Source organism: Streptomyces sp. NPDC015139 (assembly GCF_043079785.1).
Classification (GTDB): Bacteria; Actinomycetota; Actinomycetes; order Streptomycetales; family Streptomycetaceae; genus Streptomyces; species Streptomyces albidocamelliae.
The window spans coordinates 265,445-292,285 of sequence record NZ_JBIBUW010000003.1; the positions used below are offsets into that span (position 1 = coordinate 265,445).

Annotated in this window: 25 protein-coding genes; 10 read left to right on the plus strand and 15 right to left on the minus strand. The window is 73.1% G+C overall.

Annotated features, from left to right (window positions below):
- The first annotated feature begins 2 nt into the window (after positions 1 to 2).
- The 4 genes from ACF08B_RS09970 to ACF08B_RS09985 are packed head-to-tail and all read left to right on the plus strand — an operon-like array spanning position 3 to position 4,863.
- Entirely contained in the window at positions 3 to 959 is a 957-nt protein-coding gene (locus ACF08B_RS09970) for an ABC transporter permease (RefSeq protein WP_392316902.1), read from the plus strand.
- Positions 959 to 2,935 (plus strand): dipeptide/oligopeptide/nickel ABC transporter permease/ATP-binding protein, encoded by a 1,977-nt coding sequence (locus ACF08B_RS09975; protein ID WP_392316903.1) that lies wholly within the window; start codon positions 959 to 961, stop codon positions 2,933 to 2,935. The genes ACF08B_RS09970 and ACF08B_RS09975 overlap by 1 nt, the downstream gene beginning before the upstream one ends.
- On the plus strand, positions 2,932 to 3,936 hold the full coding sequence (locus ACF08B_RS09980) for an oligopeptide/dipeptide ABC transporter ATP-binding protein (protein ID WP_392316904.1): 1,005 nt from the start codon (positions 2,932 to 2,934) through the stop codon (positions 3,934 to 3,936). Before ACF08B_RS09975 ends, ACF08B_RS09980 begins: the two co-directional genes overlap by 4 nt.
- Positions 3,937 to 4,863 (plus strand): dihydrodipicolinate synthase family protein, encoded by a 927-nt coding sequence (locus tag ACF08B_RS09985; protein ID WP_392316905.1) that lies wholly within the window; start codon positions 3,937 to 3,939, stop codon positions 4,861 to 4,863.
- Here ACF08B_RS09985 and ACF08B_RS09990 read toward each other — a convergent pair.
- The 6 genes from ACF08B_RS09990 to leuA form a co-directional block, all read right to left on the minus strand.
- On the minus strand, positions 4,860 to 6,038 hold the full coding sequence (locus ACF08B_RS09990) for an exo-alpha-sialidase (protein WP_392316906.1): 1,179 nt from the start codon (positions 6,036 to 6,038) through the stop codon (positions 4,860 to 4,862). The genes ACF08B_RS09985 and ACF08B_RS09990 overlap by 4 nt on opposite strands.
- Entirely contained in the window at positions 6,035 to 6,700 is a 666-nt protein-coding gene (locus tag ACF08B_RS09995; protein ID WP_093477798.1) for a response regulator transcription factor, read from the minus strand. The genes ACF08B_RS09990 and ACF08B_RS09995 overlap by 4 nt, the downstream gene beginning before the upstream one ends.
- Positions 6,697 to 7,908 (minus strand): sensor histidine kinase, encoded by a 1,212-nt coding sequence (locus tag ACF08B_RS10000; protein WP_392316907.1) that lies wholly within the window; start codon positions 7,906 to 7,908, stop codon positions 6,697 to 6,699. The genes ACF08B_RS09995 and ACF08B_RS10000 overlap by 4 nt, the downstream gene beginning before the upstream one ends.
- 45 nt (positions 7,909 to 7,953) lie before the next feature.
- Positions 7,954 to 10,029, minus strand: a complete 2,076-nt coding sequence (locus ACF08B_RS10005) for an MMPL family transporter (protein WP_392316908.1) — start codon at positions 10,027 to 10,029, stop codon at positions 7,954 to 7,956.
- Positions 10,030 to 10,186: 157 nt separating this feature from the next.
- Entirely contained in the window at positions 10,187 to 10,882 is a 696-nt protein-coding gene (locus ACF08B_RS10010) for a TerB family tellurite resistance protein (RefSeq protein WP_392316909.1), read from the minus strand.
- 184 nt (positions 10,883 to 11,066) lie between these two features.
- A complete protein-coding gene (gene leuA, locus ACF08B_RS10015) occupies positions 11,067 to 12,788 on the minus strand; it encodes a 2-isopropylmalate synthase (RefSeq protein WP_392316910.1) in 1,722 nt (573 codons plus the stop codon).
- 321 nt (positions 12,789 to 13,109) lie between these two features.
- Here leuA and ACF08B_RS10020 point away from each other — a divergent pair, with 321 nt between their 5' ends.
- Positions 13,110 to 14,180 (plus strand): M4 family metallopeptidase, encoded by a 1,071-nt coding sequence (locus ACF08B_RS10020; RefSeq protein WP_392316911.1) that lies wholly within the window; start codon positions 13,110 to 13,112, stop codon positions 14,178 to 14,180.
- Positions 14,181 to 14,201: 21 nt separating this feature from the next.
- Positions 14,202 to 14,468 carry a protealysin inhibitor emfourin gene (locus ACF08B_RS10025; protein WP_392316912.1) on the plus strand — a complete coding sequence of 89 codons (267 nt, stop codon included), beginning with the start codon at positions 14,202 to 14,204 and terminating at the stop codon, positions 14,466 to 14,468.
- Positions 14,469 to 14,489: 21 nt separating this feature from the next.
- On the opposite strand, the gene ACF08B_RS10030 is transcribed toward ACF08B_RS10025, so the two are convergent.
- Complete coding sequence (locus ACF08B_RS10030; RefSeq protein ID WP_093477787.1) at positions 14,490 to 15,038, minus strand: GNAT family N-acetyltransferase; 549 nt, start codon at positions 15,036 to 15,038, stop codon at positions 14,490 to 14,492.
- A gap of 104 nt (positions 15,039 to 15,142) precedes the next feature.
- Here ACF08B_RS10030 and ACF08B_RS10035 point away from each other — a divergent pair, with 104 nt between their 5' ends.
- Together ACF08B_RS10035 and ACF08B_RS10040 are read left to right on the plus strand one after the other, a co-directional pair.
- Positions 15,143 to 16,456, plus strand: a complete 1,314-nt coding sequence (locus ACF08B_RS10035; RefSeq protein ID WP_392316913.1) for a GH1 family beta-glucosidase — start codon at positions 15,143 to 15,145, stop codon at positions 16,454 to 16,456.
- A complete protein-coding gene (locus tag ACF08B_RS10040) occupies positions 16,453 to 17,706 on the plus strand; it encodes an MFS transporter (RefSeq protein WP_392316914.1) in 1,254 nt (417 codons plus the stop codon). Before ACF08B_RS10035 ends, ACF08B_RS10040 begins: the two co-directional genes overlap by 4 nt.
- A gap of 3 nt (positions 17,707 to 17,709) precedes the next feature.
- On the opposite strand, the gene era is transcribed toward ACF08B_RS10040, so the two are convergent.
- Entirely contained in the window at positions 17,710 to 18,663 is a 954-nt protein-coding gene (gene era / locus ACF08B_RS10045; RefSeq protein ID WP_392316915.1) for a GTPase Era, read from the minus strand.
- Positions 18,664 to 18,850: 187 nt separating this feature from the next.
- On the opposite strand from era, the gene ACF08B_RS10050 reads away from it, so the two are divergent.
- On the plus strand, positions 18,851 to 20,167 hold the full coding sequence (locus ACF08B_RS10050; RefSeq protein WP_392316916.1) for an ammonium transporter: 1,317 nt from the start codon (positions 18,851 to 18,853) through the stop codon (positions 20,165 to 20,167).
- Complete coding sequence (locus ACF08B_RS10055; protein ID WP_093477781.1) at positions 20,164 to 20,502, plus strand: P-II family nitrogen regulator; 339 nt, start codon at positions 20,164 to 20,166, stop codon at positions 20,500 to 20,502. Before ACF08B_RS10050 ends, ACF08B_RS10055 begins: the two co-directional genes overlap by 4 nt.
- Here ACF08B_RS10055 and ACF08B_RS10060 read toward each other — a convergent pair.
- From ACF08B_RS10060 to ACF08B_RS10090, 7 genes are all read right to left on the minus strand, one after another.
- Positions 20,396 to 21,424 (minus strand): WxL protein peptidoglycan domain-containing protein, encoded by a 1,029-nt coding sequence (locus ACF08B_RS10060; protein ID WP_392316917.1) that lies wholly within the window; start codon positions 21,422 to 21,424, stop codon positions 20,396 to 20,398. The genes ACF08B_RS10055 and ACF08B_RS10060 overlap by 107 nt on opposite strands.
- 97 nt (positions 21,425 to 21,521) lie before the next feature.
- The gene (locus ACF08B_RS10065; RefSeq protein ID WP_392316918.1) at positions 21,522 to 22,850 is read right to left on the minus strand and encodes a beta-xylosidase; all 1,329 of its coding nucleotides are present in this window, start codon (positions 22,848 to 22,850) and stop codon (positions 21,522 to 21,524) included.
- Positions 22,851 to 23,010: 160 nt separating this feature from the next.
- Positions 23,011 to 23,487 (minus strand): hypothetical protein, encoded by a 477-nt coding sequence (locus ACF08B_RS10070; RefSeq protein ID WP_093477776.1) that lies wholly within the window; start codon positions 23,485 to 23,487, stop codon positions 23,011 to 23,013.
- A 210-nt stretch (positions 23,488 to 23,697) separates the two neighbouring features.
- Positions 23,698 to 24,051: a cytidine deaminase gene (locus tag ACF08B_RS10075; protein ID WP_093477775.1), complete on the minus strand. Its 354-nt coding sequence runs from the start codon at positions 24,049 to 24,051 to the stop codon at positions 23,698 to 23,700.
- 68 nt (positions 24,052 to 24,119) lie between these two features.
- The gene (locus ACF08B_RS10080) at positions 24,120 to 25,139 is read right to left on the minus strand and encodes a S66 peptidase family protein (protein ID WP_392316919.1); all 1,020 of its coding nucleotides are present in this window, start codon (positions 25,137 to 25,139) and stop codon (positions 24,120 to 24,122) included.
- A gap of 43 nt (positions 25,140 to 25,182) precedes the next feature.
- The gene (locus ACF08B_RS10085) at positions 25,183 to 25,542 is read right to left on the minus strand and encodes an MmcQ/YjbR family DNA-binding protein (protein WP_392316920.1); all 360 of its coding nucleotides are present in this window, start codon (positions 25,540 to 25,542) and stop codon (positions 25,183 to 25,185) included.
- Positions 25,539 to 26,840, minus strand: a complete 1,302-nt coding sequence (locus ACF08B_RS10090; RefSeq protein ID WP_392316921.1) for a hemolysin family protein — start codon at positions 26,838 to 26,840, stop codon at positions 25,539 to 25,541. The genes ACF08B_RS10085 and ACF08B_RS10090 overlap by 4 nt, the downstream gene beginning before the upstream one ends.
- Position 26,841 lies beyond the last annotated feature (1 nt).

The window sequence follows — 26,841 nt, forward strand, 5'->3', positions numbered from 1 at the left end:
GCATGGCGGCCGTCGTACGGATCCTGCTGCGCCGGGTCGCCCTGCTGGTGCCGCTGCTGCTCGGCATCGTGCTGTTCGTGTTCCTGGTGATGCGGTTCTCCGACGTGGACCCGGCGTCCGCGTTCTTCCAGGGCGCCAATCCCACCCCGCGGCAGCTGCACGACTTCCGGGAGCGCAACGGGCTGCTGGATCCGCTGCCCGTGCGGTACGCCCACTTCGTCGGCGACCTGCTGCACGGCGACCTCGGCACCAGCGCCCTGACCCGGGCCCCGGTCGTCGACCAGGTGACCACCGCGCTGCCGCTCACCCTCCAGCTGACCTTCCTGGGCCTGGGCATCGCGGTGGTGCTGGCGCTGGCCGGCGGGGTCACGGCGGCCGTCCACCGGGACCGGGTGCCGGACCAGGTCGTCCGGGTCGTCTCGCTGGTCGGGGTCGCCGCCCCCGGGTTCTGGCTGGCGCTGCTGATGATCCAGTACCTGGCGGTGGACCGGGGCTGGTTCCCGACCGGGGGGTACATCAACCCGGCCGACTCGGTCACCGGCTGGCTGAGGACCATGGTGCTGCCCGCCTTCGCCCTCTCCCTGCCGGTGGCCGCCCAGCTCACCCGGATCGTCCGGACGTCGGTGGTGGAGGAGCTGGACAAGGACTACGTCCGCACGGCGATCGGGAGCGGGCTGCCGCCGCGGGTCGTGGTCGGCCGGAACGTCCTCAGGAACGCGCTGGTCAACCCGCTGACCGTGCTGGGTCTGCGCGTCGGCTACCTCCTTGGCGGTGCCGTCGTCATCGAGACGATCTTCTCGCTGCCCGGCATGGGCAAGCTGATGATCGACGCCGTGCAGAACGGCGATCCCGCGGTGGTGCAGGGGGTGGTGCTCACCACCGCCACCGGGTTCGTCGTCGTCAACCTCGTCATCGACATCCTGTATCTGCTGGTCAACCCACGTCTGAGGGCGGCCTGATGGTCACGCGCGCGCGTCTTGCCGAACGGCTCTCGCGGCCCGGCGTCCGGCTGCGCGGCCGGCGCCGGCTGCCGCTGCCGTCGCGGATCGCGGTCTGCTTCCTGGGCTGCGTCGCCCTGGTCGCCGTCCTCGCTCCCCTGCTGGCCCCGGACGATCCGCTCGACCAGCAGGACCCGGTGGACGGCACCGGCCACCCGTCGGCCGCGCACTGGATGGGCCAGGACAGCCTCGGCCGGGACATCCTCAGCCGGCTGATGTACGGCGCCCGCTGGTCGCTGGCGATCGGGCTGGGCGCCACCGCGCTCGCCCTGGTCGCCGGCGCGCTGCTCGGCGCCCTCGCGGCGACCTCCCGCAAGGCGGCCGACGAGACGCTGATGCGCTGCCTGGACGTGGTGATGGCGTTCCCGGGCATCGCGCTCGCGGCCGTGCTGGTGGCCGTGTTCGGCGGCGGCATCGGCGTGCTGATCTGCGCCATCGCCTTCCTGTTCACCCCGCCCGTGGCCCGGGTCGTACGGGCCAACGTCCTCGACCAGTACGGCGAGGACTACATCACCGCCGAGCGGGTCATCGGCGCCCGGACCCCGCACATCGTGCTGCGCCACGTGGCCGTCAACTGCGCGGCCCCGGTACTGGTGTTCTGCACGGTCCAGGTGGCCGAGGCGATCGTCTTCGAGGCGTCGCTGTCCTTCATCGGCGCCGGCGTACGGCCCCCCGACCCGTCCTGGGGCAGTGTCATCGCCGACGGCAAGAACATGGTGCTGACCGGCGGCTGGTGGGCCACCGTCTTCCCGGGCCTGCTGATCCTGCTCACCGTGCTGTCGCTGAACATCCTCTCCGAGGGGGTGTCCGACGCGTGGGCGGCACCGGCCCCCCGGGAGGTCGCGGTGCCCGAGGACCGGCTCCGGACGGCGGAGCCGGGCGGTGGCGAGGTGCTCCGGCTGCCCGGCCTGACGGAGGCCGCCCGGCGGCTGCGCGCCCGCGCCCGGCCGCTGCCCGACCGCGACGGGCCGCCGGTGCTGGCGGTGGAGAACCTCACCATCGGCTTCCCGGCCCGGCACCGGGGCGTGGACGTCGTCGCCGGAGTCGGCTTCGAGGTGTACCCGGGCGAAGTGCTGGGCCTGGTGGGCGAGTCGGGGTGCGGGAAGTCGCTGACCGCGCTCACGGTGATGGGGCTCCAGCCGGGGAGCGCGCGCGTCGGCGGCCAGATCCGCTTCCGCGGGCGCGATCTGCTCGCCGAGCCGATGCGGGTCCGGCGGCGGCTGCTCGGCCACGAGATGGCGATGGTGCACCAGGACGCCCTGTCCGCCCTGAACCCGGCCATGACCGTGCGGGCGCAGCTGAAGCAGCTCGTCCGCCGCGGCGGCCGGCGCAGCCCGCGGGAGCTGCTGACCCTGGTCGGCCTGGATCCGGAGCGCACCCTGCGCAGCTATCCGCACGAACTCTCCGGCGGCCAGCGCCAGCGGGTGCTGATCGCCATGGCCCTCTCCCGCGAGCCGGGTCTGATCGTCGCCGACGAGCCGACGACCGCGCTGGACGTCACCGTGCAGGCGCAGGTCATGGAGCTGCTGCTGCGGCTGCGCGCGGAGCTGGGCTTCGCCCTGATCCTGGTCTCGCACGATCTGGCGCTGGTCGCCGACGTCACCGACCGGGTGGTGGTGATGTACGGCGGCCAGATCGTGGAGAGCGGGACGACCGCCGAGCTCGTGGCGGCGCCGGCCCACCACTACACGCGCGGTCTGCTCGGCAGCGTGCTCTCGCTGGAGTCGGCCGAGGAGCGGATGACGCAGATCAGGGGCGTCGTCCCCGCCCCGGCGGACTTCCCGGCGGGCTGCAGGTTCGCCGACCGCTGTCCGCTGGCGACCCAGGTGTGCCACGCGACCGCGCCGGTCCTCACGGGTCCGCCCGGGCACACGGCGGCCTGCCACCACCCGGCGGTCGCGCTGACGTCGGCGGAGAGCGAGGAGGCCCTGCAGTGACCGCTGTCGTGGAAGTCCGGGACGCGCACGTCGTCCACAGGGCGCGGAGCGGGGGCCTGTTCACCCGTGACCGGGTGTACGCCCTGACCGGTGCCGATCTCACGGTGGGCGCCGGTGAGACGGTCGGGGTGGTCGGGGAGTCGGGGTGCGGCAAGTCGACGCTGGCGAAGGTGCTCGTGGGCATCCAGCGGCCGACGTCGGGGACGGTGTCGTACCGGGGCCGCGAGCTGTGGTCGATGCCGCCCGCCGAACGCCGGACCACGGTCGGCGCGGGCACCGGCATGATCTTCCAGGACCCGTCGACCGCCCTGAACCGCCGGCTGCCGGTCGGCCGTGTCCTGCGCGACCCGCTGGACGTCCACGGGCGCGGCACCCGCGCCGAACGGGAGGACCGGGTCCGCGAGTTGATGGCTCTGGTGGGGCTGCCCCGCGCCCTCGCGGACGCCCTGCCGGGGCAGCTGTCGGGCGGGCAGCGGCAGCGCGTCGCGATCGCCCGGGCGCTCGCCCTGGACCCGGCCCTGGTGATCGCCGACGAGCCGACCAGTGCCCTGGACGTCTCGGTCCGCGCGCAGATCCTGAACCTGCTGCTGGACCTGAAGGACCGCCTGGGGCTCGCCCTGGTGTTCGTCAGCCACGACATCCAGACGGTCCGGCGGATGAGCGACCGGGTGATCACCATGTACCTGGGCCGGATCGTGGAGGAGACCCCGGCCGACCGGGTCACCGACAGCGCCCGGCACCCGTACACCCGCGCCCTGTTCTCCGCCACGCCGGGCCTGCTGGACCCGGTCGCCCCGATCCCGCTGACCGGGCCGGTGCCGTCCGCGACCCGCCCGCCGAGCGGCTGCCCGTTCCGCACCCGCTGCTGGAAGGCCGACGACGTGTGCGCCGGGGCGATGCCGGACTTCTCGGCCGCGTCACGCCCCGGACACCGGTTCCGCTGTCACCATCCTGTCCAGGAGGACCTGCCGACCCGAGACCTAGCACGCCAGGAGCCCTGAATGACCTTCCCCGCCCCGCTGACCGGTGTCGTCCCGCCCGTCTGCACCCCCCTGACGCCGGAGCGCGAGGTGGACCTGCGCTCGCTGCTCCGGCTGGTCGACCACCTGGTGGAGGCGGGGGTGCACGGGCTGTTCCTGCTCGGCTCCACGTCGGAGGCGGCCTTCCTGACGGACCGGCAGCGTGCCCAGGTCGTGGCGGCCGTGACGGCGCACGTGGCCGGTCAGCTGCCGGTCCTGGCCGGGGCCATCGACATGACCACCCCGCGCGTCCTGGACCACGTCACGGCGGTCACCGCGGCCGGCGCGCAGGCCGTCGTCGTCACCGCCCCGTTCTACGCCCGCACCCACCGCGCGGAGATCGTCCACCACTACCGCCGGATCGCCGCCGTCAGCCCGGTCCCGGTGATCGCCTACGACATCCCCGTGGCCGTGCACACCAAGCTCCCCGCCGACCTGGTGCTGGGGCTCGCCGGGGACGGCGTGCTGACCGGGATCAAGGACTCCAGCGGGGACCTGGCGGCCTTCCGGGAGCTCATCACCGGCGCCCGCGGCCACGCCGGGTTCAGCGTGCTGACCGGCTCGGAGCTGATCGCCGACTCGGCGCTCGCGCTGGGCGCCGACGGTGCCGTGCCGGGCCTCGCCAACGTCGACCCGCACGGCTACGTCCGCCTCTACCGCCAGTGCCGGGCCGGCGACTGGGAGGGCGCGCGGACCGAGCAGGAGCGGCTGTGCGCGCTGTTCGCCGTCACCGCCGTCGGCGATCCCGCCCGGATGGGCGGCAGTTCGGCGGCGCTGGGCGCGTTCAAGGCGGCGCTGCACCTGCGCGGGATCATCGACTGCCCGGTGACGGCGGAGCCGCAGGTCCCGCTGTCGGGCGAGGAGGTCGAGCGCATCGGCAAGCACCTGGCGGCGGCCGGCCTGCTCTAGGCCAGGCGGAGCCTTCGGAACTCGATGCCGTCGTAGGGGCCGGTGGTGCCGGTCTCGTAGAGGATGCCGAGCGTGCCGCCGCCGAGCGGCACCAGGTCCGAGTAGGCGGCCGGCCGGTCCGAGACGGTGAGCAGCCTGGTGAAGGTGCGGCCGGCGTCGGCGCTGGACCAGAGCGCCATGGCGCGGCGGGCCGTCGGCACGGAGGGCGCCGAGAACAGCAGCCTCCGGTCGGGGCCGTCGAGTTGCAGGACGCTGCCCTCGACCATGGGCACGTCGTCCAGGGTGGGCTGGGCGGCGTAGGGGCGGTCGAGGGTGGCGCCGCTGTCGCCGGAGTAGGTGTCCAGGCGGTTCCCGGGGGCGCTGCCGTTCTGGTCGCGGGAGCTGAAGTACAGCCGGCCGTCGGTGAGCTGGGTGGCGGTGGTCTCGTTGGGGTCGGTGACGCCGTCGTGGCCGCCGGTCACGAAGCCGAGCCGCCAGGTGCGGCCGCCGTCGTCGCTGTAGAGCGCGTGGCCGCCGTAGTAGCGGGGTTCCCGGCCCGTGTCGCGGGAGCCGGCGGGCGGGGCGGTGGAGTGGTTCGCGGGGACGACCAGACGCCCGGCGTGCGGGCCCCGGGTGAGGGCGACGGCGTGGCCGGGTCCGGTGGCGTACCAGCGCCAGTCCGGCCGCCCGGCCTCGGCCGTGATGTCGCGCGGGGGTGTGAAGTGGCGGCCGTCGTCCCGGCTGCGCTGCACGAACACCCGGCGGCCCTGTGCGGGCGCGGCCTCGCCGCGCATGATCTGCGCCTCGGTCACCGCCCCGCTGTTGGCGCAGGTCACGAGGACGACGGCGCCGGTGCGCGGGTCCACCACCGGTGCGGGGTTGCCCCGGGTGTCGCCGTCGCCCGCGGCCACCACCCGCAGCCGGCCCCAGGTGCAGCCGCCGTCGGTGGAGCGGCGCAGCACGACGTCGATGTCACCGGTGTCGCCCGCTCCGTCGTGCCGGCCCTCGGCGAAGGCGAGGACGGTGCCGTGCCGGGTCCGGACCGCGGCGGGGATGCGGTAGGTGGCGTAACCGCCCTGTCCGGACACGTACGGCGCGGAGGAGACGCAGCCGGCCGCGGCGTGCGCGGGCGGGTGGACGGTGAGCGAGGTGAGGAACGCGAGGGTGGTGAGGAGGGTGCGGTTCAGCGGTGTCACGCACCCATGCTCCCCGGAATCACCAGCCCCGACTCGTAGCCCACGATGACGAGCTGGGCCCGGTCGCGGGCGCCGAGTTTGCCCATGATCCGGCTGACGTGGGTCTTGGCGGTGAGCGGGCTCAGCCCCAACGCCTCGGCGATCTCGGTGTTGTTGAGGCCCCGGGCGACCAGGGTCAGCACCTGACGCTCCCGGTCCGACAGGCACTCCGGGCCGCCCGTGTGCGGGGTCGTGGGGCTGCGCAGGAACCGCTCGATCAGCCGTGCCGTGGGCCCGGGCGAGAGCAGCGCCTCGCCGGCGGCGACCGTGCGGATCGCGTCGAGCAGGTCGGCCGGACGGGTGTCCTTCACCAGGAAGCCGGAGGCGCCGGCCCGCAGGGCGTCGACGATGTTCTCGTCGGTGTCGTAGGTGGTGAGGACCAGCACCCGCACCCCGGCCAGGTCCTCGTCGGCGGCGATGCGCCGGGTGGCCTCGATGCCGTCGAGTCCGGGCATGCGGATGTCCATCAGCACCAGGTCGGCGCGTTCGGTGCGGGCGAGTGCGACGGCCTCCGCGCCGGTGGCCGCCTGGCCCACGACCAGCATGTCCGGCGCGGACTCGACGAGCATCGCGAACGCGGCCCGCACGAGGGTCTGGTCGTCGGCGAGCAGGACTCTGATCATCGGATCTCCCCCAGGGGCAGTACGGCGCTCACCGCGAAGCCCGGTCCGTCGGCGCGCGGTCCGGCCTCGACGGTGCCGCCGACGCTGCGGGCGCGTTCCCGCATGCCGACGAGTCCGAAACCGGGCGGGCGCCCTTCGCCTACGGCACCGCCGGTGCCGTCGTCGGTGACCCGGACGCGCAGGACGCGCACCGAGCCCTCGGCCTGCTCCTCTTCGTGCACCCGCACCCGCACGGTCAGGTCGTCCCGGCCGCCGTGGCGCACCGCGTTGGTGAGGGCCTCCTGGACGATCCGGTAGGCGGCGGCCCCCACGGCGGGCGGCACCTCGCCGGCCCGGACCGTGAGCTCGGCGGTCACGCCCGCCGCCTTCGCCAGGTCGGTGAGACCGTGCAGGCCGGGCAGCGGCCCGCGGGCGTCCGGGGTGCCGGGGTCACGCAGCACCTCCAGGGTGGTGCGCAGTTCACCGCGGGCCGTGCGGCAGGTCTCGGCGATGTCGTCCAGGGAGCGGGCGACGGCCGTCCGGTCGAGGCGGTCGGGGTCGGCGGCCAGGACGTGCGCGGCGACCGAGGTCTGCACGCCGATGAGGGTGATGCTGTGGGCGAGGAGGTCGTGCAGGTCGCGGGCGATGCGCAGGCGCTCCTCGGCGACCCGGCGGCGGGCCTCCTCCTCGCGGGTGCGTTCGGCGCGCTCGGCCCGTTCCAGCGCGGCGGCGGTGTTCTCCCGGTGGACGCGGAGGTAGCCGCCGAGGACGAGCATGGAGACGATCCAGCCGGTGATCTGGAAGGTCACCGCCAGCCCGGCCACGCCGTGGTCGATCTTCAGGGCGACCATGAGGGCGACGACGGAGACGCCGACGGCGGCCGTGCGCCGCGGGCTGCCGCCGGCCGCGACGGTGTAGAGGATGACCATGGAGGCGGCGGTCGGCGCGGAGTGGTTGTAGTCGAGCTGGTGGTAGCCGGCGATCAGCGCGATCATCACCGTCAGCGCGGTCAGGGGGGCCCGCCGGCGCCAGGCCAGCGGCACGTGGAGCGCGAGCAGCAGGACCCAGCCGAGGGCGTCCGGGTGCCGTCCGGTGCCGAGGGTGACGGCGATGAGGGAGGCGAGCGCGGCGAGTCCGGCGGCGAGGCACGCGTCCTGCCGCAGGGGGTCCAGGGACGCGAGGGCCCGTCGGGGCCGGGGGGCGGTGATGGTTGCCTGCACGGGGTTCATCCTCCGGTAGGCGGGCACCCCCGCCGAGGGCAGGGGTGCCCGGGGTCAGGCCACGGGTTCCGGGACGCGCCCGGGGGCGGTGGACGGCGCCCTGGACAGCCGCCCCGGCCACCACACCCGGCGTCCGAGTGCCACACTCGCGCTGGTCACCAGGTAGGTGCGGACGAGGAAGGTGTCGAGCAGCACGCCGACGGCGATGACGAAGCCCAGCTCGACCAGGGGCACGAGGCCCATGTTCGTCAGCACGGCGAAGGTGGCGGCGAGGACCAGCCCGGCGGAGGCGATGACCCCGCCGGTGGTGCGCAGCGCGGTGAGCGCGGCCTCGGCCGGCTCGCTCCCCCGCAGGGACTCCTCCCGCATCCGGTGCATGAGGAAGATGCCGTAGTCGACGCCCAGGGCGACCAAGAACACGAAGGACAGCAGGCCGAGTCCGGGGTCGGTGCCGTGGAAGCCGAACAGCGGCCCGAAGACGAGCCCGCCGAGGCCGAGGGCCGCACCCCACACGGCGACCACGGCGGCCACCAGGACCAGCGGGGCGACGAGGGAGCGCAGCAGGGCGGCCAGGATCAGCAGCACGGACAGCAGCACGAGGGGGACGACCACCATGCGGTCGCGGGTGTCGGTGTCGCGCAGGTCGAGCTGCTGGGCGCTGGGCCCGCCGACGTGGGAGCCGGGCAGCCGGTGGCGCAGTGCCTCGATGGTGGCGGTCTCGGCGGCGGACTGGGGCGGGGCGGAGGCGGTCACCGTGATCTCGGTCCAGCCGCCGCCGGTACGGCCCCGCCGTGCGTCCGCCACTCCCCGGGTGTCCCGGACGGCGGTCAGGGCCGCGTCGGCGTGCGCGGCCGGGGTCAGCACCTCGATGGGCTGCGCGGAGCGCTCCGGGTAGGCCTCGGCGACGGTCTCCATCGCGGTGACGGAGTCGGGCCGGTCCACGAAGGTGTCCAGCTGCTTGAGGGTGCCGGGCAGGGAGAGGGCGCCGAGCGCGAGGGCGCCGAGCAGGGCGGCGCCGGTGGCGAGGACGGTCAGCGGGCGGCGCCCGGCGGAGGAGCCCATCGCCGAGAACAGGGAGCGGCGGGCCACGGGCGTGCCGCCGTGGGCGGGCACGAGCGGCCAGAACACGCGGCGGCCGAGCAGCACCAGGAGCGCCGGCAGCAGGGTGAGCATCGCGGCCAGGGCGCACAGCACGCCGACGGTGCCGAGCGGGCCCATGCCGCGGCTGGAGTTGAGGTCGGCGGCGAGCAGGCACAGCAGGCCCGCGGCGACCGTGCCGGAGGAGGCGAGGACGGCGGGCCCGCAGCCGCGCAGCGCCGCCCGCATGGCGTCGTGGGGCAGTTCGTGGCGGCGTAGTTCCTCGCGGTAGCGGGAGACGAGGAGCAGGGCGTAGTCGGTGCCGGCGCCGAAGACGAGGATGGTCATGATGCCGGCGCTCTGGCCGGAGACGGTGGTGCCGAAGGCCTGGTTGAGGCCGTAGGCGGCGGCGCGGGCCAGGAAGTCGGAGAGGCCGGCGACGGTGAGCGGGACCAGCCACAGCAGCGGGCTGCGGTAGATGAGGACGAGCAGGACGGCGACGACACCGACGGTGGTGTAGAGCAGCGGGCCGCCGAGGGAGGCGTAGACGCCGGAGGCGTCGGTGGCGAGGGCGGCCGGGCCACCGGCCCGTACCGTCAACCCGCCCTTGTCGTGGGCGAGTCGGCGGACGTCGTCCACGAACGCGTCGCGCTTCTTCTCGTCCGTGCCGGGCTCGTTGCTGGCGACCGGGTACACGAGGGTGCTGCCGTCGGCGGACGGGATGCCGCGCGGGGTGCCGGTCAGGGTGTGCCGGTGGGCGACGGCGGCGACCTGTCCGGCCGCGGTGGCCCGGTCGGCGGCGGTGAGTCCGCCGGCGCGGTGGTAGACGAGGACCAGCTCGGTGGTCGCACCGCCCGGCAGACGGTCCTGGAGCTCGGCGACCTGGGTGGAGTCGGCGGACGCCGGGAGGTAGTCGGTGGCGCGGTCGTGCTGGACGTCGCCCAGCCTGGCGGCGAACGGTGCCGCGACGGCCAGCAGGACCACCCACAGTCCCACCACCAGCCACGGCAGCCTCCGCCGCCCGCGTGTCGCACGTGTTGTCGCGGCCCCCATGAGGATCGGGCCTCCCCTCCGGTACGGATGTCTGGACACGGCTCCAGACTTCCGCCGGGAACGGCGGCGATCGTCGGGCGAGGGGGCGACTTCGCGGGTACTGCCGGGGATGGCCGGGGCGCCCCACTACTCCCGGGGGAGTAGCGGGCGGCGGCGGTCAGGAGGGGGTGCGGGCGGCCGCCAGAAGGCGGGTCACGTCGTCGGCGCAGATGGTCAGCGCCGCGCCGACGGTGGTGAGGGCGTCGCGTTCGGCGGGGGTGTAAGGGCCGTCGGCGAGGGCGATACGGGCGGCCTGAAGGAGCAGGGCCTCCCGGCCGGCCGGGGCGAGGTGCGGGGCGAGCGGGTCCAGGGCCTCGTGCAGCTCTATGGTCAGGCTCGCGCCGCAGGGCTGCTCGAAGACCCGGCCGGTGTCGGCGGCGAGCGCCTCGACCAGGGCGGCGAGCTGGTCCTCGGTGCAGTCGTCGAAGCCGGCCGCGCGTACCGTGCCGGCGGCCGTCTCCAGGGCCGTACGGGAGCAGGTGCCGCCCGCCGCGAGGACGGCGAGGGCGACGGTGTGCACGGCGTCGCGGAGCATCGTGGAGAAGCGGCGGGTGGTGGGGTGGTCGAGGGCGTCCGTGCCGTGGTGGCGGTGGCAGGACGCGCACTCCACGACCGGTCCGGTCACCCCGCGCGGCAGCAGCGGCACGCCCAGCAGGGTGAGGCGGCGGCGCCCGGTGAGCCGCTGGTAGTTGCGGTCGCCTCCGCAGCCGGGGCAGAAGAACTCGCCGTCGCCCACGGGTGTCCATGCGGTGCGGGTGCCCAGGATGCGCGCAGCCCTGGCGGCACGGCCGTCTCGTCCCCGTACTGGCAGCACGTCGCACCTCCGTAACCGCACGGCAACATCGCCGCGCTGGCGTGATGTTAGCCACATCATGGAGGTGGAGTCAGTACCCCGTACGAGACCTTTCCGTGACCTGGTGGGCGCGGTGGCCGACAATCGACGTCGCCCCGACCGCCGTTCACAGCGGTCAGGGCGACGAAACAGCCGGTCAGAGGGGTCAGCGGGTCGCGCGGTTCACCGCGGAGACGACCGCCTTCAGTGAAGCACGCGTCGTGTTCGCGTCGATGCCGATGCCCCACAGAACCTTGTCGCCGATCGCGCATTCGATGTAGGAGGCGGCCTGCGCGGAGGCGCCCTCGCTCATCGTGTGCTCCTGGTAGTCCAGCAGGCGTACGTCGACGCCGACGGACTCCAGCGCGTCGAAGAAGGCCGAGATCGGGCCGTTGCCGGAACCGGTCAGGACGGTGTCCTCGCCGTCGACGGTGGCCTCGACGGTCAGGGTGTCCACGCCGTCGGTGTCGGTGGTCGACTGGCCGGTCCTGACCTGGATGCGGCCCCAGGGGTTCCCGGGGTTCGGCAGGTACTCGTCCTGGAAGGCCGCCCAGATGTCCTTCGGCGTGATCTCGCCGCCCTCGGCGTCCGTCTTCGCCTGGATGAGCTTGGAGAACTCGATCTGCATCCGGCGCGGCAGGTCCAGCTTGTGGTCGTTCTTCAGGACGTAGGAGACACCGCCCTTGCCGGACTGCGAGTTGACGCGGATGACGGCCTCGTAGGAGCGGCCGACGTCCTTCGGGTCGATGGGCAGGTACGGCACCGCCCACTCGATGTCGTCCACGGTGACGCCCTTGGCCGCCGCGTCGGCCTCCATGGCGTCGAAGCCCTTCTTGATGGCGTCCTGGTGGGAGCCGGAGAAGGACGTGTAGACCAGGTCGCCCACGTACGGGTGGCGCGGGTGGACCTCCATCTGGTTGCAGTACTCCCACGTACGACGGATCTCGTCGATGTCGGAGAAGTCGATCTGCGGGTCGACGCCCTGGGAGAACAGGTTCATGCCCAGGGTGACCAGGTCGACGTTGCCGGTGCGCTCGCCCTGGCCGAACAGGCAGCCCTCGACGCGGTCGGCGCCGGCCATCAGCGCCAGCTCGGCGGCGGCGACGGCCGTGCCGCGGTCGTTGTGCGGGTGGACCGACAGGCAGACGTACTCGCGGCGGGACAGGTTGCGGCCCATCCACTCGAAGCGGTCCGCGTGCGTCGACGGGGTCGAACGCTCCACCGTGGCGGGCAGGTTGAGGATGATCTCGCGGCCCGGGCCCGGCTGGTAGACGTCCATCACCGCCTCGCAGACCTCCAGGGCGAAGTCCAGCTCGGTGTCGGTGAAGATCTCGGGGCTGTACTGGTAGCCGAACTCGGTCTCGGGGCCCAGCAGTTTCTCGGCGTACTCCATCACCAGGCGGGTGCCGTCGACGGCGATCTGCTTGATGTCGTCCTTGGAGCCGCGGAAGACCACCCGGCGGAAGACCGGGGCGGTGGCGTTGTACAGGTGGACGGTGGCCCGCTTGGCGCCCTTCAGTGACTCCACGGTCCGCTCGATCAGGTCCTCGCGGGCCTGGGTCAGTACGGAGATCGTGACGTCGTCCGGGATCGCGCCCTCCTCCTCGATGATCGAGCGCACGAAGTCGAAGTCGGTCTGGCCGGAGGCGGGGAAGCCGACCTCGATCTCCTTGTAGCCCATGGCGACCAGCTGGTCGAACATCCGGCGCTTGCGCTCGGGGGACATCGGGTCGATCAGGGCCTGGTTGCCGTCGCGCAGGTCGGTGGAGAGCCAGCGGGGGGCGGCGGTGATCCGCTTCTCCGGCCAGGTGCGGTCCTGGACGTCGACCTGCTCGTAGCGGCCGTACTTGTGGATCGGCATGGAACTGGGCTGCTGGCGGTTGGCCATGATGCGTAAGGCTCCTCTGGGTGACCGGAAGGACGGCCGACGACGCAACGCCAAGCTCCGCGGGGAGGGAGTCGGCCTCGACTACAGGCCCTCGCCGCGGCAGCTAAGAAGAAGCAGCCCGTAACGCATGATGCTCCGCAGCCTAGCCGAGCCGTCGCGGACGAGGTGGGTCTGTTCCAGTATGCGGGACCGCCATCACAAAATGGACAAAAAGTGCGCCGTACCACATCGTCACACTGCGTGGCGCTCGATGTCCCGGTATTTCACCAATCATGGTTGCGAGTAGTGACATCACTGTCACGCAGTGCAAGGGTGCCGGGCATGACGACCAACGGGGGCTCTGTGCCCGTCTTCTGCACGATCGTGCCGCCCCACGTCCTCGACCGGCTCGCCCGGGCCGAGGACCCCGGACTGTCCGGACCGGCCCGCCGGTCCCTGGAGCACGACGCCTACCAGCGCACCAAGCGCCGCCTGACCACGGTGATCGGCGCGCCCGCCGCCGCCCCGCCGGTCGGCGGCGCCGCCGACCAACCGCACCGCACGATCTACGACGCCGGCCACACCCAGGACCTGCCCGGCACCGAGGTCCGCGAGGAGGGCTCGGAGGCCGGCTCCGACGCCACCGTCAACCGGGCCTACGCGGGCCTCGGCGCCACCTTCGACCTGTACCTGAAGGCGTACGGCCGCCACTCCATCGACGACGAGGGGCTGCCGCTGGACGCCACGGTCCACTTCGGCGAGGGCTACGACAACGCCTTCTGGAACGGCGAGCAGATGGTGTTCGGGGACGGTGACAACGAGATCTTCCTCGACTTCACCATCCCGGTGGACGTCATCGGCCACGAGCTGACCCACGGCGTGACCCAGCACACCGCGAACCTGGAGTACTTCGGGCAGTCCGGGGCGCTCAACGAGTCGCTCTCCGATGTGTTCGGCTCGCTGATCAAGCAGTACACGCTCGGCCAGACCGCCGCCGAGGCCGACTGGCTGATCGGCGCCGGGCTCCTCGCCCCGCGCGTCACGGGCACCGCCCTGCGCTCGATGAAGGCCCCGGGCACGGCGTACGACGACGACGTCCTCGGCAAGGACCCGCAGCCGGCCACCATGGAGCACTACGTCCGCACCGGCCGCGACAACGGCGGCGTGCACATCAACTCCGGTATCCCGAACCACGCCTTCTACCTGGCCGCGGCCGCCCTCGGCGGCTACGCCTGGGAGAAGACCGGGCAGATCTGGTACGACGTGCTGACCGGCGGTGAGCTGAAGGCGGACGCCCTGTTCGCCGACTTCGCCACGCTGACGGTGAAGGCGGCCCGCGAGCGGTACGGCGCCGGGGACGAACTCCAGGCCGTGCAGAAGTCCTGGGAACAGGTCGGGGTGCGGACGCTGTAGTTCCGTACTACACAGGGACCCATGCGTATTCGAGTACGGCGCACGGGCGGCTTCGCGGGCATCGAGCGCCTGGCCGAGATGGACACCTCGGGCCGCCCGGACGCCCACGAGTGGGAGGGCCTGGCCGAACGCGTCCTCGCGTCCGGCCGGGCCGCTCCGCCCGCCGGCGTCCCCGACGGCTTCCGCTACGAGATCACGGTGGACGGCCGCACGGTCCACGCGGCCGACCCCCGACTCAGCGAGCCGGAGCGGGAGTTGGTGTCCCGGGTGCTGAAGGAGGGCGCCTGACGAAGGGCGCCCGGCCACTTCTCAGCGGGCCGCTTCCCACTCCTCGCGCAGGAGCCCGAAGAGCACCTCGTCGTGCCACTCGCCGCCCACGAGCACCGCTGCCCGGCGGCGCCCCTCCTCGGTGAAGCCCAGACGGCGGAACGCCCGCTGGGCCCGCTCGTTCCCGCTCCAGGTCTCCAGCTCGACCCGGTGCAGCCGGCAGGCGCCGAACAGGTGGTCCAGCAGCAGCGACAGCGCCTCACCGCCGTGGCCGGTGCCCCACAGGTCCCGCTCGCCGATGGTGATCCCGACCGTGGCCCGCCCGGCGAACGGGTCCAGGCCCCGGTAGTCGGCCATGCCGACCGGCCGGCCGCTCCCCAGCTCCTCGACGGTGAAGGTGGCGCCGTCGCGCGGGTCCTCGCGCAGGCGGCCCTCGTGGAACCGCTCCATGGCCGCACGGGTCACCGGGCCGAAGCCGGGATGACCGCCGGTCGCCCAGTGGGCCACCTCCGGGTCGTTGCGCCAGCGCAGCTGGGCGTCCAGGTCCTCGGCGCGCAGGGCGCGCAGTCGCACGAGCTTGCCTTCGATCATCCGGTGATCATAGAACCCTCCGCGGGACCGCGGCTCGCCCGGCGCAACCGGCGCTTCGCGCACGGGCGTTGACGTGAGTTACCTGGGGTAAGGATGATCCGGCCATGGCGACTGACGCAGGCGATCCGATGCCCCGCTTCCCGGACGGCTTCCTGTGGGGTGTCTCGACCTCCGCCCACCAGATCGAGGGCGCGGCCGAGGACCGCGAGCGGTCCGTGTGGGACGACTTCACGGACGTCCCCGGGCGGGTGAAGGACGGTTCGACGGCGGCGGTCGCCTGCGACCACGTCCACCGCTACCGGGAGGACGTGGCACTCCTCGCCGGGCTCGGCGTGAACGCCTACCGCTTCTCCGTCTCCTGGCCCCGGGTGAACTCCCCCGGCGGACTCGACTTCTACGACCGCCTCGTCGACGAGCTGTGCGCGGCCGGCGTACGCCCCGTGCCCACCCTCTTCCACTGGGACCTGCCCGCCTCGCTGGACTGGCTGCGCCGGGACACCGCCGACCGGTTCGCCGAGTACGTGTCGGTGGTGGCCGGACGGCTCGGTGACCGGGTCGGCACCTGGATCACCCTCAACGAGCCCGCGGAGCACACGCTCCTCGGGCACGCGCTCGGCACCCACGCCCCCGGCCGCAAGCTGCTCTTCGACGCCCTTCCGGCCGCCCACCACCAGCTCCTCGCCCACGGGCTCGCGGTGCGGGCGCTGCGCGCGGCCGGCGCGACGGACATCGGCATCGCCAACTCCCACGGCCCGACCTGGCCCGCCTCCGGGGCGGCGGCCGACGTGGAGGCGGCCGGCTTCTACGACCTCCTGCTCAACCGCCTCTTCGCCGAACCGGTCCTGCTGGGCCGCTACCCCGACGGCATGGGCGAACTGATGCCCGGGGACGTGGAGTCCGACCTGGGGGTCATCGGCGAACCGGTCGACTGGTACGGCGTCAACTACTACGCCCCCACCCGGGTCGGGGCCCCCGGGGGCGGCGAGTCCGAGTACGGCGGAGTAGTGCTGCCCGACGAACTCCCCTTCTCGCTGCGGGAGATCGAGGGGCGCCCGGTGACCGACTTCGGCTGGCCGGTCGTCCCGGAGGGCCTGACCGAGTTGCTGTGCGGCTTCCGCGAACGCTACGGCGACCGGCTCCCGCCGATCGTCGTCACCGAGAACGGCTGTTCCTACGAGGGCGTCGACGACCAGGACCGCATCGCCTACCTGGACGCCCATCTGCGCGCCCTGCACGCCGCGTCGGAGGCCGGGGTGGACGTGCGCGGCTACTTCGTGTGGTCCCTGATGGACAACTTCGAGTGGGCCGAGGGCTACGCCCGCCGTTTCGGGCTGGTCCACGTCGACTTCGCGACCCAGCGGCGCACCCCGAAGGCGTCCTACCACTGGTTCCGGGACGTGCTGCGGAACCAGGGATGACCACCGGCGGTGCCCCGGCCGCGCTCGCCGAGCCCACGGTCCGGGTGGGCCGGGGCTGGACGGCGGCGCTGTCGCTGGCCAACGGGGCGATCTGGGTGGGCTGGTTCGGTCCGTTGCAGATCCTGCTCGCCTCCCAGGCGGAGGACTTCGCGCCCGGCTCCGGGATGTCGAAGGAGACGGTGCTGGCCTGGGTGACCGGCGCGGGCGCGGTGGTCTCCCTGGTCGCGAACCCGCTCTTCGGCGCCCTGTCGGACCGTACGACCGCCCGGGCGGGCCGCCGTACCCCGTGGATCGTGGCCGGGACGGCGGGTGGCGCGCTCGCGCTGCTGCTGCTCGCGGGCGCGGGCGGGGTGGGGACGATGGCCGTCGGCTGGTGCCTGGTGCAGCTCACCCTGAACGCGGCCTTCGCGGCGGTGACCGCGGCCGTGCCCGACCGGGTGCCGCGGCTCCAGCGGGGCACGGTGGGCGGCTGGCTGGGCGCGGCGCAGGTCCTGGGCGTGGTCGCCGGCACGGGACTGGCCGCGGCGGCGGGCGGCGTCCGGGCCGGGTACGCGGCCTGCGCGGTGTTCACGGTGGTGGGCGTGCTGCCGTACGTGCTGTGCCACCGGGACCTGCGGCTCGCGCGCGCGGACCGCCCGGAGTGGTCCTGGCGGAGCTTCGCGGCCGGGTTCCGGATGAGTCCGCGCCGTCATCCGGATCTGGCCTGGGCCTGGCTGACCCGGTTCCTGATCAACCTCGGCAACTCGCTGGTGCTGCTGTACCTGCTGTACTACCTCCGCGACCGCCTGCACCATCCCGACCCCGACCGGGGCGTGCTGATCCTGACGGCCGTCAACAGCCTCACCCTGACGGCGACGGTCGTGACGGGCGGTGTGTGGTCCGACCGGGTGGGCCGGCGCAAGCCGTTCGTCGTCTGGTCGGGGGTGCTGATGGCGGTGGCGACGGCGCTGCTGGCCGGCCTCCAGACCTGGCCGGGCGCGATCATGGCGGCGGCCGTGCTGGGTGTCGGCTTCGGCGTGTTCACCTCGGTCGACTTCGCGCTGATGACCGACGTGCTGCCGAAGGCCCTGGACCGGGGCAAGGACCTGGGCGTGATCAACGTGGCCAACGCCCTCCCGCAGGTGGCCGCCCCGGCCCTGGCCGCCCCGATCGTGACCCACCTGGGCGGCTACCGGGCGCTGTACCTGTTCTCCGCAGTGGTCGGCCTGGCCGGCGCGGTGCTGGTGAACCGGATCAGGGGCGTGAGGTGACCCTCAGAAGCCCAGTCGGCGCAGCTGCTTGGGGTCTCGCTGCCAGTCCTTCGCGACCTTGACGTGCAGGTCGAGGAAGACCGGTGTGCCGAGCAGGGCCTCGATCTGCCGGCGGGACTTGATGCCGACGTCCTTCAGGCGCTTGCCCTTGGGGCCGATGATGATGCCCTTCTGGCTGGGGCGCTCGATGTAGACGTTGGCGTGGATGTCCAGCAGCGGCTTGTCCGCCGGACGGTCCTCGCGCGGCAGCATCTCCTCGACGACCACCGCGATGGAGTGCGGCAGCTCGTCGCGGACGCCCTCCAGGGCCGCCTCACGGATGAGTTCCGCGATCATGACCTGCTCGGGCTCGTCGGTGAGGTCGCCCTCGGGGTAGAGGGCCGGGCCCTCGGGCAGCAGCGGGATCAGCAGGTCCGCCAGCAGGTCGACCTGCTTGTTCGCGGTCGCCGACACCGGGACGATCTGCGCCCACTCGATGCCCAGCTCCTTGCCGAGCCGGTCGATCGCGATGAGCTGCTCGGCCAGGGCACGGGAGTCGACGAGGTCGGTCTTGGTGACGATGGCGACCTTCGGGGACTTGCGGATGCCGGCCAGTTCCTTGGCGATGAAGCGGTCGCCGGGACCGATCTTCTCGTTCGCCGGCAGGCAGAAGCCGATCACGTCGACCTCGGCCCACGTCGTGCGCACGACGTCGTTGAGCCGCTCGCCGAGCAGGGTGCGCGGCTTGTGCAGGCCCGGGGTGTCCACCAGGATCAGCTGCGCGTCGGGCCGGTGCACGATGCCGCGCACCGTGTGCCGCGTCGTCTGCGGCTGGTCGGCGGTGATCGCCACCTTCTGCCCGACCAGAGCGTTCGTGAGGGTGGACTTGCCCGCGTTGGGGCGGCCCACGAAGCAGGCGAAGCCGGCACGGTGGGCGGACTCGGCCGGCTGCTCGGATGACTGGGTACGAACGCTCATGGCGTTCATTGTCCCTGATCCACGGGACCGCGCCGCACCAGCCGCCGTGACCGCCCCGCGCCGGCCCCCGACGCCGTGAGCTTCCGGAAACCGGCGCGCAACGAAACGTCACGGAAACACGCCTGTACGCGACCGGAAACCGGCACCGGTGACGCTCTGACGAGCCCCCACACCGTTGGAGACGCCCGTGACCCTCGCCGCCGCGCACGTGAACACCGGTGACACCGCCTGGCTGCTCGCCGCGACCGCCCTCGTCCTGCTGATGACCCCGGGCCTGGCCCTCTTCTACGGCGGCATGGTCCGCACGAAGAGCGTCCTCAACATGCTGATGATGAGCTTCGTCTCGATCGCCCTGGTCACGGTGGTGTGGCTGGCGGCGGGATACTCGCTGGCCTTCGGCGGGGACACCTTCGCGGGGCTCGTCGGCGGCCTCGGCCACTCCGGCATGCGCGGCCTCGGTCCGGACAGTGTCCACGGCTCGGTCCCGACCCTGCTCTTCGCGACCTTCCAGCTGACCTTCGCGATCGTGACGGCCGCGCTGATCAGCGGAGCCGTCGCCGACCGGGCGAAGTTCTCGGCCTGGCTGGTGTTCGTACCGGTCTGGACCCTCGCGGTATACGTTCCGGTCGCCCACTGGGTGTGGGGTCCGGGCGGCTGGATCGTGGACCGGCTGGGCGCCCTCGACTTCGCCGGCGGCATGCCCGTCGAGATCGCCTCCGGCGCCTCCGGACTGGCCCTGTGCCTGGTCCTCGGGCCGCGGCTCGGTTTCAAGAAGGACGCCATGCGCCCGCACAACCTGCCGATGGTGATCCTCGGCGCGGGCCTGCTCTGGTTCGGCTGGTTCGGCTTCAACGCGGGCAGCGCGCTCGGCGCGAACGGTCTCGCGGCCGCCGCCTTCCTCAACACCCTGGCCGCGGGCTGCACCGGCCTGCTCGGCTGGCTCTTCGTGGAGCAGAGGCGGGACGGCCACCCCACCACCCTCGGCGCCGCCTCGGGCGCGGTCGCCGGTCTCGTCGCGATCACGCCCTCCTGCGGCACGGTCTCGCTGCTCGGCGCCCTCGCCGTCGGCCTCGCGGCGGGCGTGGTCTGCAGTTACGCGGTGAGCTGGAAGTTCCGGCTGAACTACGACGACTCCCTCGACGTCGTCGGTGTGCACCTGGTCGGCGGTGTCATCGGCACCCTGCTGATCGGCCTGTTCGCCGAGCGGGCGATGACGGGCGGCACGGAGGGGCTGTTCTACGGCGGCGGGCTCGTCCCGCTGGGCAGGCAGCTGCTCGCCGTGGCGGCCGTCGCGCTGTACGCCTTCGGCGTGACGTACGGCCTGGGCCGGCTGCTCGACAGGGTGATGGGCCTGCGTGCGAGCGAGGACCAGGAGCACACCGGTCTGGACCTTACGGTGCACGCCGAGACGGCCTACGATCACGGGGTCCTGGGGCACGGCGCCCCGGTCTCCCACTCCGTCCTCACCGGCACCAGCGCGCAGAAGGTCGACACCCAGGCATGAAGCTCATCACCGCGATCGTCAAGCCGTACCGTCTGGACTCGGTCAAGACCGCCCTCCAGGAGCTGGGGGTGCAGGGTCTGACCGTGACCGAGGCGAGCGGCTACGGCAGGCAGCGCGGCCACACCGAGGTGTACCGGGGTGCCGAGTACCGGGTCGACCTGGTGCCGAAGGTGCGCATCGAGGTGGTGGTGGAGGACGCGGCCGCGGACGACGTGATCGACGCGGTCGTCAGGGCCGCGCAGACGGGGAAGATCGGGGACGGGAAGGTGTGGTCCGTGCCCGTGGAGACGGTCGTGCGGGTGCGGACCGGCGAGCGCGGCCCCGACGCGCTCTGACCAGCAGCACCCCGGTCACCACGCCGGCCGCGAACACCAGCGTCGCGAGCAGCCAGGGCAGCGCGAGGAACGAGGCGCTCGCCGACTCCCGGGTGCCCGGCGCGCGCACGGTGAGCGTCACGTCGGCCCGGTCGAGCTGGGGCGCCCCGTGCCAGGTCTCGGTGAGCCGTACCCGCTGTCCGGGCAGCAGCTCGGAGGGCATCCGGGTGAGTTCGCGGTCGAGCAGCGTCCGGCCGAACAGTCCGCGCGCGGTCAGCCGGGCCTTGGGGTGGAGGGTGACGTTCCCGGTGTTGCGCAGGGTGTAGGAGACCGTCGCCGTGCTGTCGCCGAAGCCCGGCATCGCGGGCTGGTGGTGGCCGATCCGCAGGTGCTCGACGGCCAGGGCGCCCAGCGTGGGACCGCCGACCCGGAGGTAGACGCGGGCGCCGACGGCCCGTCGCACACCGAGCGCGAGTCTGCCGGTGCCGGGGTCGACCCGCTCGTCGAGGGCGACGATCGCGCCGGGGTGGTCGCCGGGTTCGGCGCCGTCGGGGACGCGCAGGGTGAACGGCACGGTGACGGTCCGGTGTCCGGGCACGGTGATCCGTGACTTCGTGGGCCGCGCCCAGGCGCCGACCCCGCGCATGCGTTCCCCGACCGTGCGCACGGCGAACCCGCCGTCGCGGGCGGTGTTGTAGGCGTCGGCCGCGTAGAGCCGGAAGGTGAGCGGCCGGCCGGTCTTGTTCTGGACGGCGACCTTGTCGGTGAGGGTCTGGCCGGGGTCGGCGGAGAGGTAGAAGTAGGGGCGCGCGGCGACCTTCGAGGCGACCGGGTAGACGGACCAGCTGCCGTTGTCGGCGGCCCGTGCCGGTGTGCCGAGGAGGCCGAGGAGCCCGAGAAGGAGGGGGAGCAGGCTCAGGAGGAGGACGTACGGCTTGCGCATGGGTGCGGACCCCCCGTGGGCTCGGGGTGGTGGCGGTCGGGCGGGTGCGGCCCCGTTCGCAGGGCGGGGCGCCCGGCCACCGGTGTCGGGGTGCGGGTCAGGTGAGGGTGAGGGTCAGGACGCCGGAGTACGCGCCGGGAGGCGTGAACGCCGGTACGTCGAGGGAGAGTCCGGCGTCGACGGTGAACTCACCGCCGGTGACCGTGCCGTCGGGGGTCGACGCGAGGGTCGCTCCCGTCAGACCCACGGCGCCCGCCGAACCGGCCTTGCAGGTGCTGGGGCTGCCCGCCTTGGTCGCGCAGGTGGGGGTCCAGCTCAGCTTCCCGGCGTCGATCTTGGCACCGGGGCCGGCGAAGTCGGTGACCTTGCCGGTCAGGGACCAGCCCGCGGGCCCGCCGCGGTAGTCCTTGACGGTCACCGTCCGCAGGGCTCCGGTCGAGGCCCCGCCCTTGCCGAAGTCGACCGCCGACAGCGCGACGGAGTCCCCGGCCTGGGACATGGACAGGGTGCCCGCCTTGACGGTGGTCGTCAGCTTCTGACTGCCGGGCGGGACGGGTGTGTTGTCGTTGACGACGTAGGCCGCGGGGCCCGCGCCCTTGTCCGCGCTCCAGGACGCGCCCTCGTAGGCCACGACCCCGGTCGTCGTCCTGTCGTTGACGACGAGGGAGCCGCTGAAGGAGCCCTGGGCGTTCGCGGTCACGGTCGCGGTGTCGGCCGTCTGGGTGGTCCCGGACCGTCCGGCCAGGGTGACGCTCGCGCCCGGGGTGAAGTTCGTGCCGCTGACGGTGACGGCGGCGCCGAGGTCACCGGAGGCCGAACCGAGCGAGATGGCCCGGGTGTTGGCCGGGGTGCCGTCGGTCGCCGTGACGGTCTCCGAGGTCGGGGCCGGGGGGCTGGTGACCGTGCAGGGGGTGTCCAGCTCCAGGATGTAGCTGGTGTGGATGTTGTAGTCGCCGGGCGAGAGGGTGATCTGCCCGGCCTTGGTGACGGTGAACGTGCCGGTCATGGAGAAGGACGGGAAGGGTGCCTTCCCCGGGACCGGGGTGTTCTTCTTCGGCCCGGCGACCGTGACGGACCCGGTCTGGGCGCCGCCGAGCGCGACCTTGCCGGTCGGGGTCATGATGTCGGCCGGCAGGGCCAGGTCGGTGGGGTTGCCGGCGGCGGGGGTGACCACCGTGTAGGTCACGGTGACCGTGTCGCCCACCTTGGGCTTGGTGTTGTCCACCGACACGCTCGCGGTGGTGGTGCCGTCGATCGGCGGCAGGCCGGAGACGGCGGGCGGGATGCAGTGCGTGGCGAAGTCCACGTTCGCGCCGGCGGCACCGGCCGGACAGGCCAGCGCGCCGCCCGCGGTGACCGCGAGGGCGGTCGCCCCGAACAGCGACGCCCAGCGCCACCGTCGGGTTCTTCGGGGTGTCGGACCCATGGGCCCCCTCCTGAGGGTTGCTGGCGCAGCGGCTCATCTGCGCCGACAGGGGGCATTGATGTGGAGCGGGGGTGAGAAGTCAATGGAGATGCCGCAGAAACCTGACGGATCATCAGTTTCTGCGGCATCCGGAACAGATCGCTCACCCGGTACGGACCGCTCAGTCGAAGACGAACGGGCCGGGCGCCTGCGGGGCGTTCGCCTTGCAGGTCACGGTGATCCCGAAGATCACCATCTTCAGGGAGCCGCCGTAGGCGTCCAGGGCGTCCCCGGCGGCGACGGTGCCCGGCAGCGGGCCGACGCTGACCGGGTCGCCGGTGTTCATGGCCGGGTTCTTCGTCCCGCTGAACACGACACCGCCGCCGCCCGCCCTGGCCAGGGTGAGCGTGGAGGAGATCGAGTCCGGCGCGACCGCGACCGGCGCGCTGATCGCGGTGGAGGTGAGGGTGATGGTGGCCGACGTGCCGTTCTGCGTGGCGGTGAGCGTGGCCGCGCCACCGCCGAAGAAACCGCAGCTCGCGGTGATGGTCGCCGTCTGGGGGGTGACGGCCGCCGCGGTGGGCGCGAAGGCGAGTCCGGTGACCGCGAGGGCCCCGGCCGCCAGCGCCGCACCCGTTGCCGTGCGTGTGCCTCTCATGGGGATCCGCTTCCCTTCCCTGTGGGGATGCCATGTGGGGATGGTCGGAAGGTGCGCCGACGAGCGGCAGGCCGGGCGGGCGGATGCGGGCACCCGGCACGGCGGTGCGGATCTGACGGGTCGTCGGAACTTACGGCTTCATTGATGCGCGAGGGTCGGGCGACGGCAAGGTTGAATTCCGGCCGACCTGTCGTTCGGTCCCGCCCGGCCTCAGCCGGCGGAGACGGTGGCCCGGACGGTCCCGTCGGCCGAGGCGAGCAGGACAGGCGTCCCGGCGCCGCCGAGATCGGCGACGGCGGCCAGGTCCTCGGCCGCCACGGCCTCCGCGTCGCTCACCACCGCCGCCGCCTCCAGGGACCGCGCTCCCGACGCCACGGCCATCGCGACGGCCGTGCGCAGCGCGCTCAGCCTCAGCGAGGCGAGCTCCACGGACCCCGCGACGTACGTACGCCCGGTGTCGTCCCGTACGGCCGCCCCCTCCGGCACGCCGTTGCGGGCCCGCGCGGAACGGGCCAGGGTGACGATCTTGCGGTCCTCGGGGTCAAGCGCGTTGCTCTCGGTCATGCCCTGAGCATACGAAGCGGCGGTGCGTGCGCCCGGCCACGGGGTGCCCGGCCCGGGCCCGCACCGGGTCAGTCCAGGGTCTGGACGATCTCGCTCCGCGTGGCGGTGTGCACGACACGGCCGCGCGCGCCGTTCACCAGGGGCAGGTGGGGGCTCACGTGGCCGCACTCGACGTCGGCGACGATCGGCACCCCGAGCGGGCCGAGCGCGTCGAGGACGGCCTCGTACTGGGTGAGGGTGCGGCTGTCCGGGGCGTGGGTGCGGCCCACGAGGACGGCGGCCGCGCGGTCGAAGAACCCGGCGAGGCGCATGCCGTGCAGATTGCGGCAGATGGTGAACGCGTTGTCCTCGCAGGCCTCGACGTAGACGAGCAGCGGCTCGTCCCCGGCGAACCGCGAGGTGTCCAGGTACGGCGTGCCCGCGAGGTTGGCGAGGATCTCGACGCAGCCGCCGATCAGCCGGCCCCGGGCGTCGACGTCCCCCTCCCCGTCCAGCCGGGTCCAGCCGCCCTCGGCGTCCAGGGTCAGGTCACGGACCTCCGGGTCCGCGGTCCAGTCGTCGAACCCGCCGGACCGGTACCGGCCGGGCGGCGTCTGCGCGAAGGACCCGCCCTGCGGGGCGGTGACGATGTCGAGCCAGGACACCAGGCCCTCGGGGGTCCGGTACGGGGTGTCCATGAGGTTGTTGCCGTGGACGGTCGCGACACCGGTGAGCAGCGTCAGCGGGGTGACGATCGTGGAGATGTCGGACCAGCCGGCCATCCAGGTCGGCTCGGCCCGCCCGATCGCCTCGAAGTCGAGCAGCGGCAGCAGGTCGATCGCGGTCTCGCCGCCCCACGGCGGCACCACGGCCCGGATCGACGGGTCGGTCAGCATCGCGGTGAGTTCGGCCGCGCGTTCGGCGGCGGGGGCGCTGATGTGCGTCGAGCCGTCCATGCACCGGCCCACGACCACCTCGTAGCCGCGTGCCTCGAGGTCGCGCACCGCCACGTCGAGGCGGCCGCGCAGCCCCTCGGCGACCCCGCTGGACGGGGAGGTCACACCGACACGGTCACCTGGGCGCAGCGGGCGCGGGTATCGAACAGTCATGCGCCGGATTCTGACATGGGGTCAGCCCGGCCCCGCAAGGCGATTACGGCCGGTCCAGCCGCAGCCGCTCCGCCCGCGGCAGCCCCGCGACGACGAGGTCGTACGAGTCCTCGATCAGCTCGCGCAGCAGCCGGTCCGGCAGTGCGCCGTCGGCGGTCACCGTGTTCCAGTGCCGCTTGTTCATGTGGTAGCCGGGGACGATCAGCCCCTCGTGCTCCCCGCGCAGCCGGAGCGCGTCCTCCGGGTCGCACTTGAGGTTGACCGTCAGGGGCCGCGCGTCCAGGGCCGTCAGGGCGAACATCTTGCCCAGCACCTTGAAGACCGAGGTCTCCGGGTTGAACGGGAAGTCCTCCACGACCGCGTTGAAGGACAGGCAGAAGGCGCGCAGTTCCCGGGGCGTCACTCGGGGTTCTCCTTCTCGGCGGGCGGCGCGGGGACCGGCTCCACCAGGACCGTGACGATCTTGTTCCGGCGGCCGGCCGCCGCCTCCGCCGTCAGCTTCAGCCTGCGGCCGTCGGGCAGTTCCACCTCGGCGGACGCGCTCGCGATGGGCACGCGGCCGAGGGCCTTGGCGAGCAGTCCGCCGACGGTCTCCACGTCCTCGTCGTCGTACTCCTCCAGGCCGTACAGCTCGCCGAGGTCGGTGATGTCGAGACGGGCGGTGACCCGGTAGCGGTCGTCCCCGAGGTCCTCCACGGGCGGCAGTTCCCGGTCGTACTCGTCGGTGATCTCGCCGACGATCTCCTCCAGGATGTCCTCGATGGTGACGATGCCCGCGGTGCCGCCGTACTCGTCGATGACGACGGCGACGTGGTTGCGTTCCTTCTGCATCTCGCGCAGCAGGTCGCCGGCGTTCTTGGTGTCGGGCACGAACACGGCCGGGCGCATCGCGGTGGACACCAGGTCGCTCTCCGCGTCCCGGCTGATGTGCGTCTTGCGGACCAGGTCCTTCAGGTAGACGATCCCGACGATGTCGTCCTCGCTCTCGCCGGTGACCGGGATCCGGGAGAACCCGGAGCGCAGGGCGAGGGTGAGGGCCTGCCGGATGGTCTTGTACCGCTCGATGACGACGAGGTCGGTCCGCGGGACCATGACCTCGCGCACGAGGGTGTCGCCGAGTTCGAAGACCGAGTGCACCATGCGGCGCTCCTCGTCCTCGATCAGGGACTCCTTCTCGGCGAGGTCGACCAGCGCGCGTAGCTCCGCCTCGGAGGCGAAGGGGCCGCGGCGGAAGCCCTTGCCGGGGGTCAGGGCGTTGCCGATGAGGATCAGCAGGGACGGGACGGGCCCCATGATCCGGGCGAGCGGCAGCAGCACGTACGCCGCCGCGGTCGCGGTGTTCAGCGGGTGCTGGCGGCCGATGGTGCGCGGGGAGACGCCCACGGCGACGTACGACACGAGGACCATCACGCCGATGGCGACCAGCAGCGCCTGCCAGGTGGTGTCGAACTCCTGGAGGCAGGCGTAGGTCACCAGGGCCGCGGCGGCCATCTCGCAGGCGACGCGGACCAACAGGGCCACGTTGAGGTAGCGGGTGGGGTCGGCGGCGATCTGCGCGAGCTTGGCGCCACCGCGCCGGCCCGACTTCACGGCCTCCTCGGCACGGAAGCTGGAGACCCGCGCGAGGCCCGCCTCCGCGCAGGCGGCGAGCCAGGCGACGACGACCAGCGCGATCGCGCCGATCACGATCTGTGGAGACATG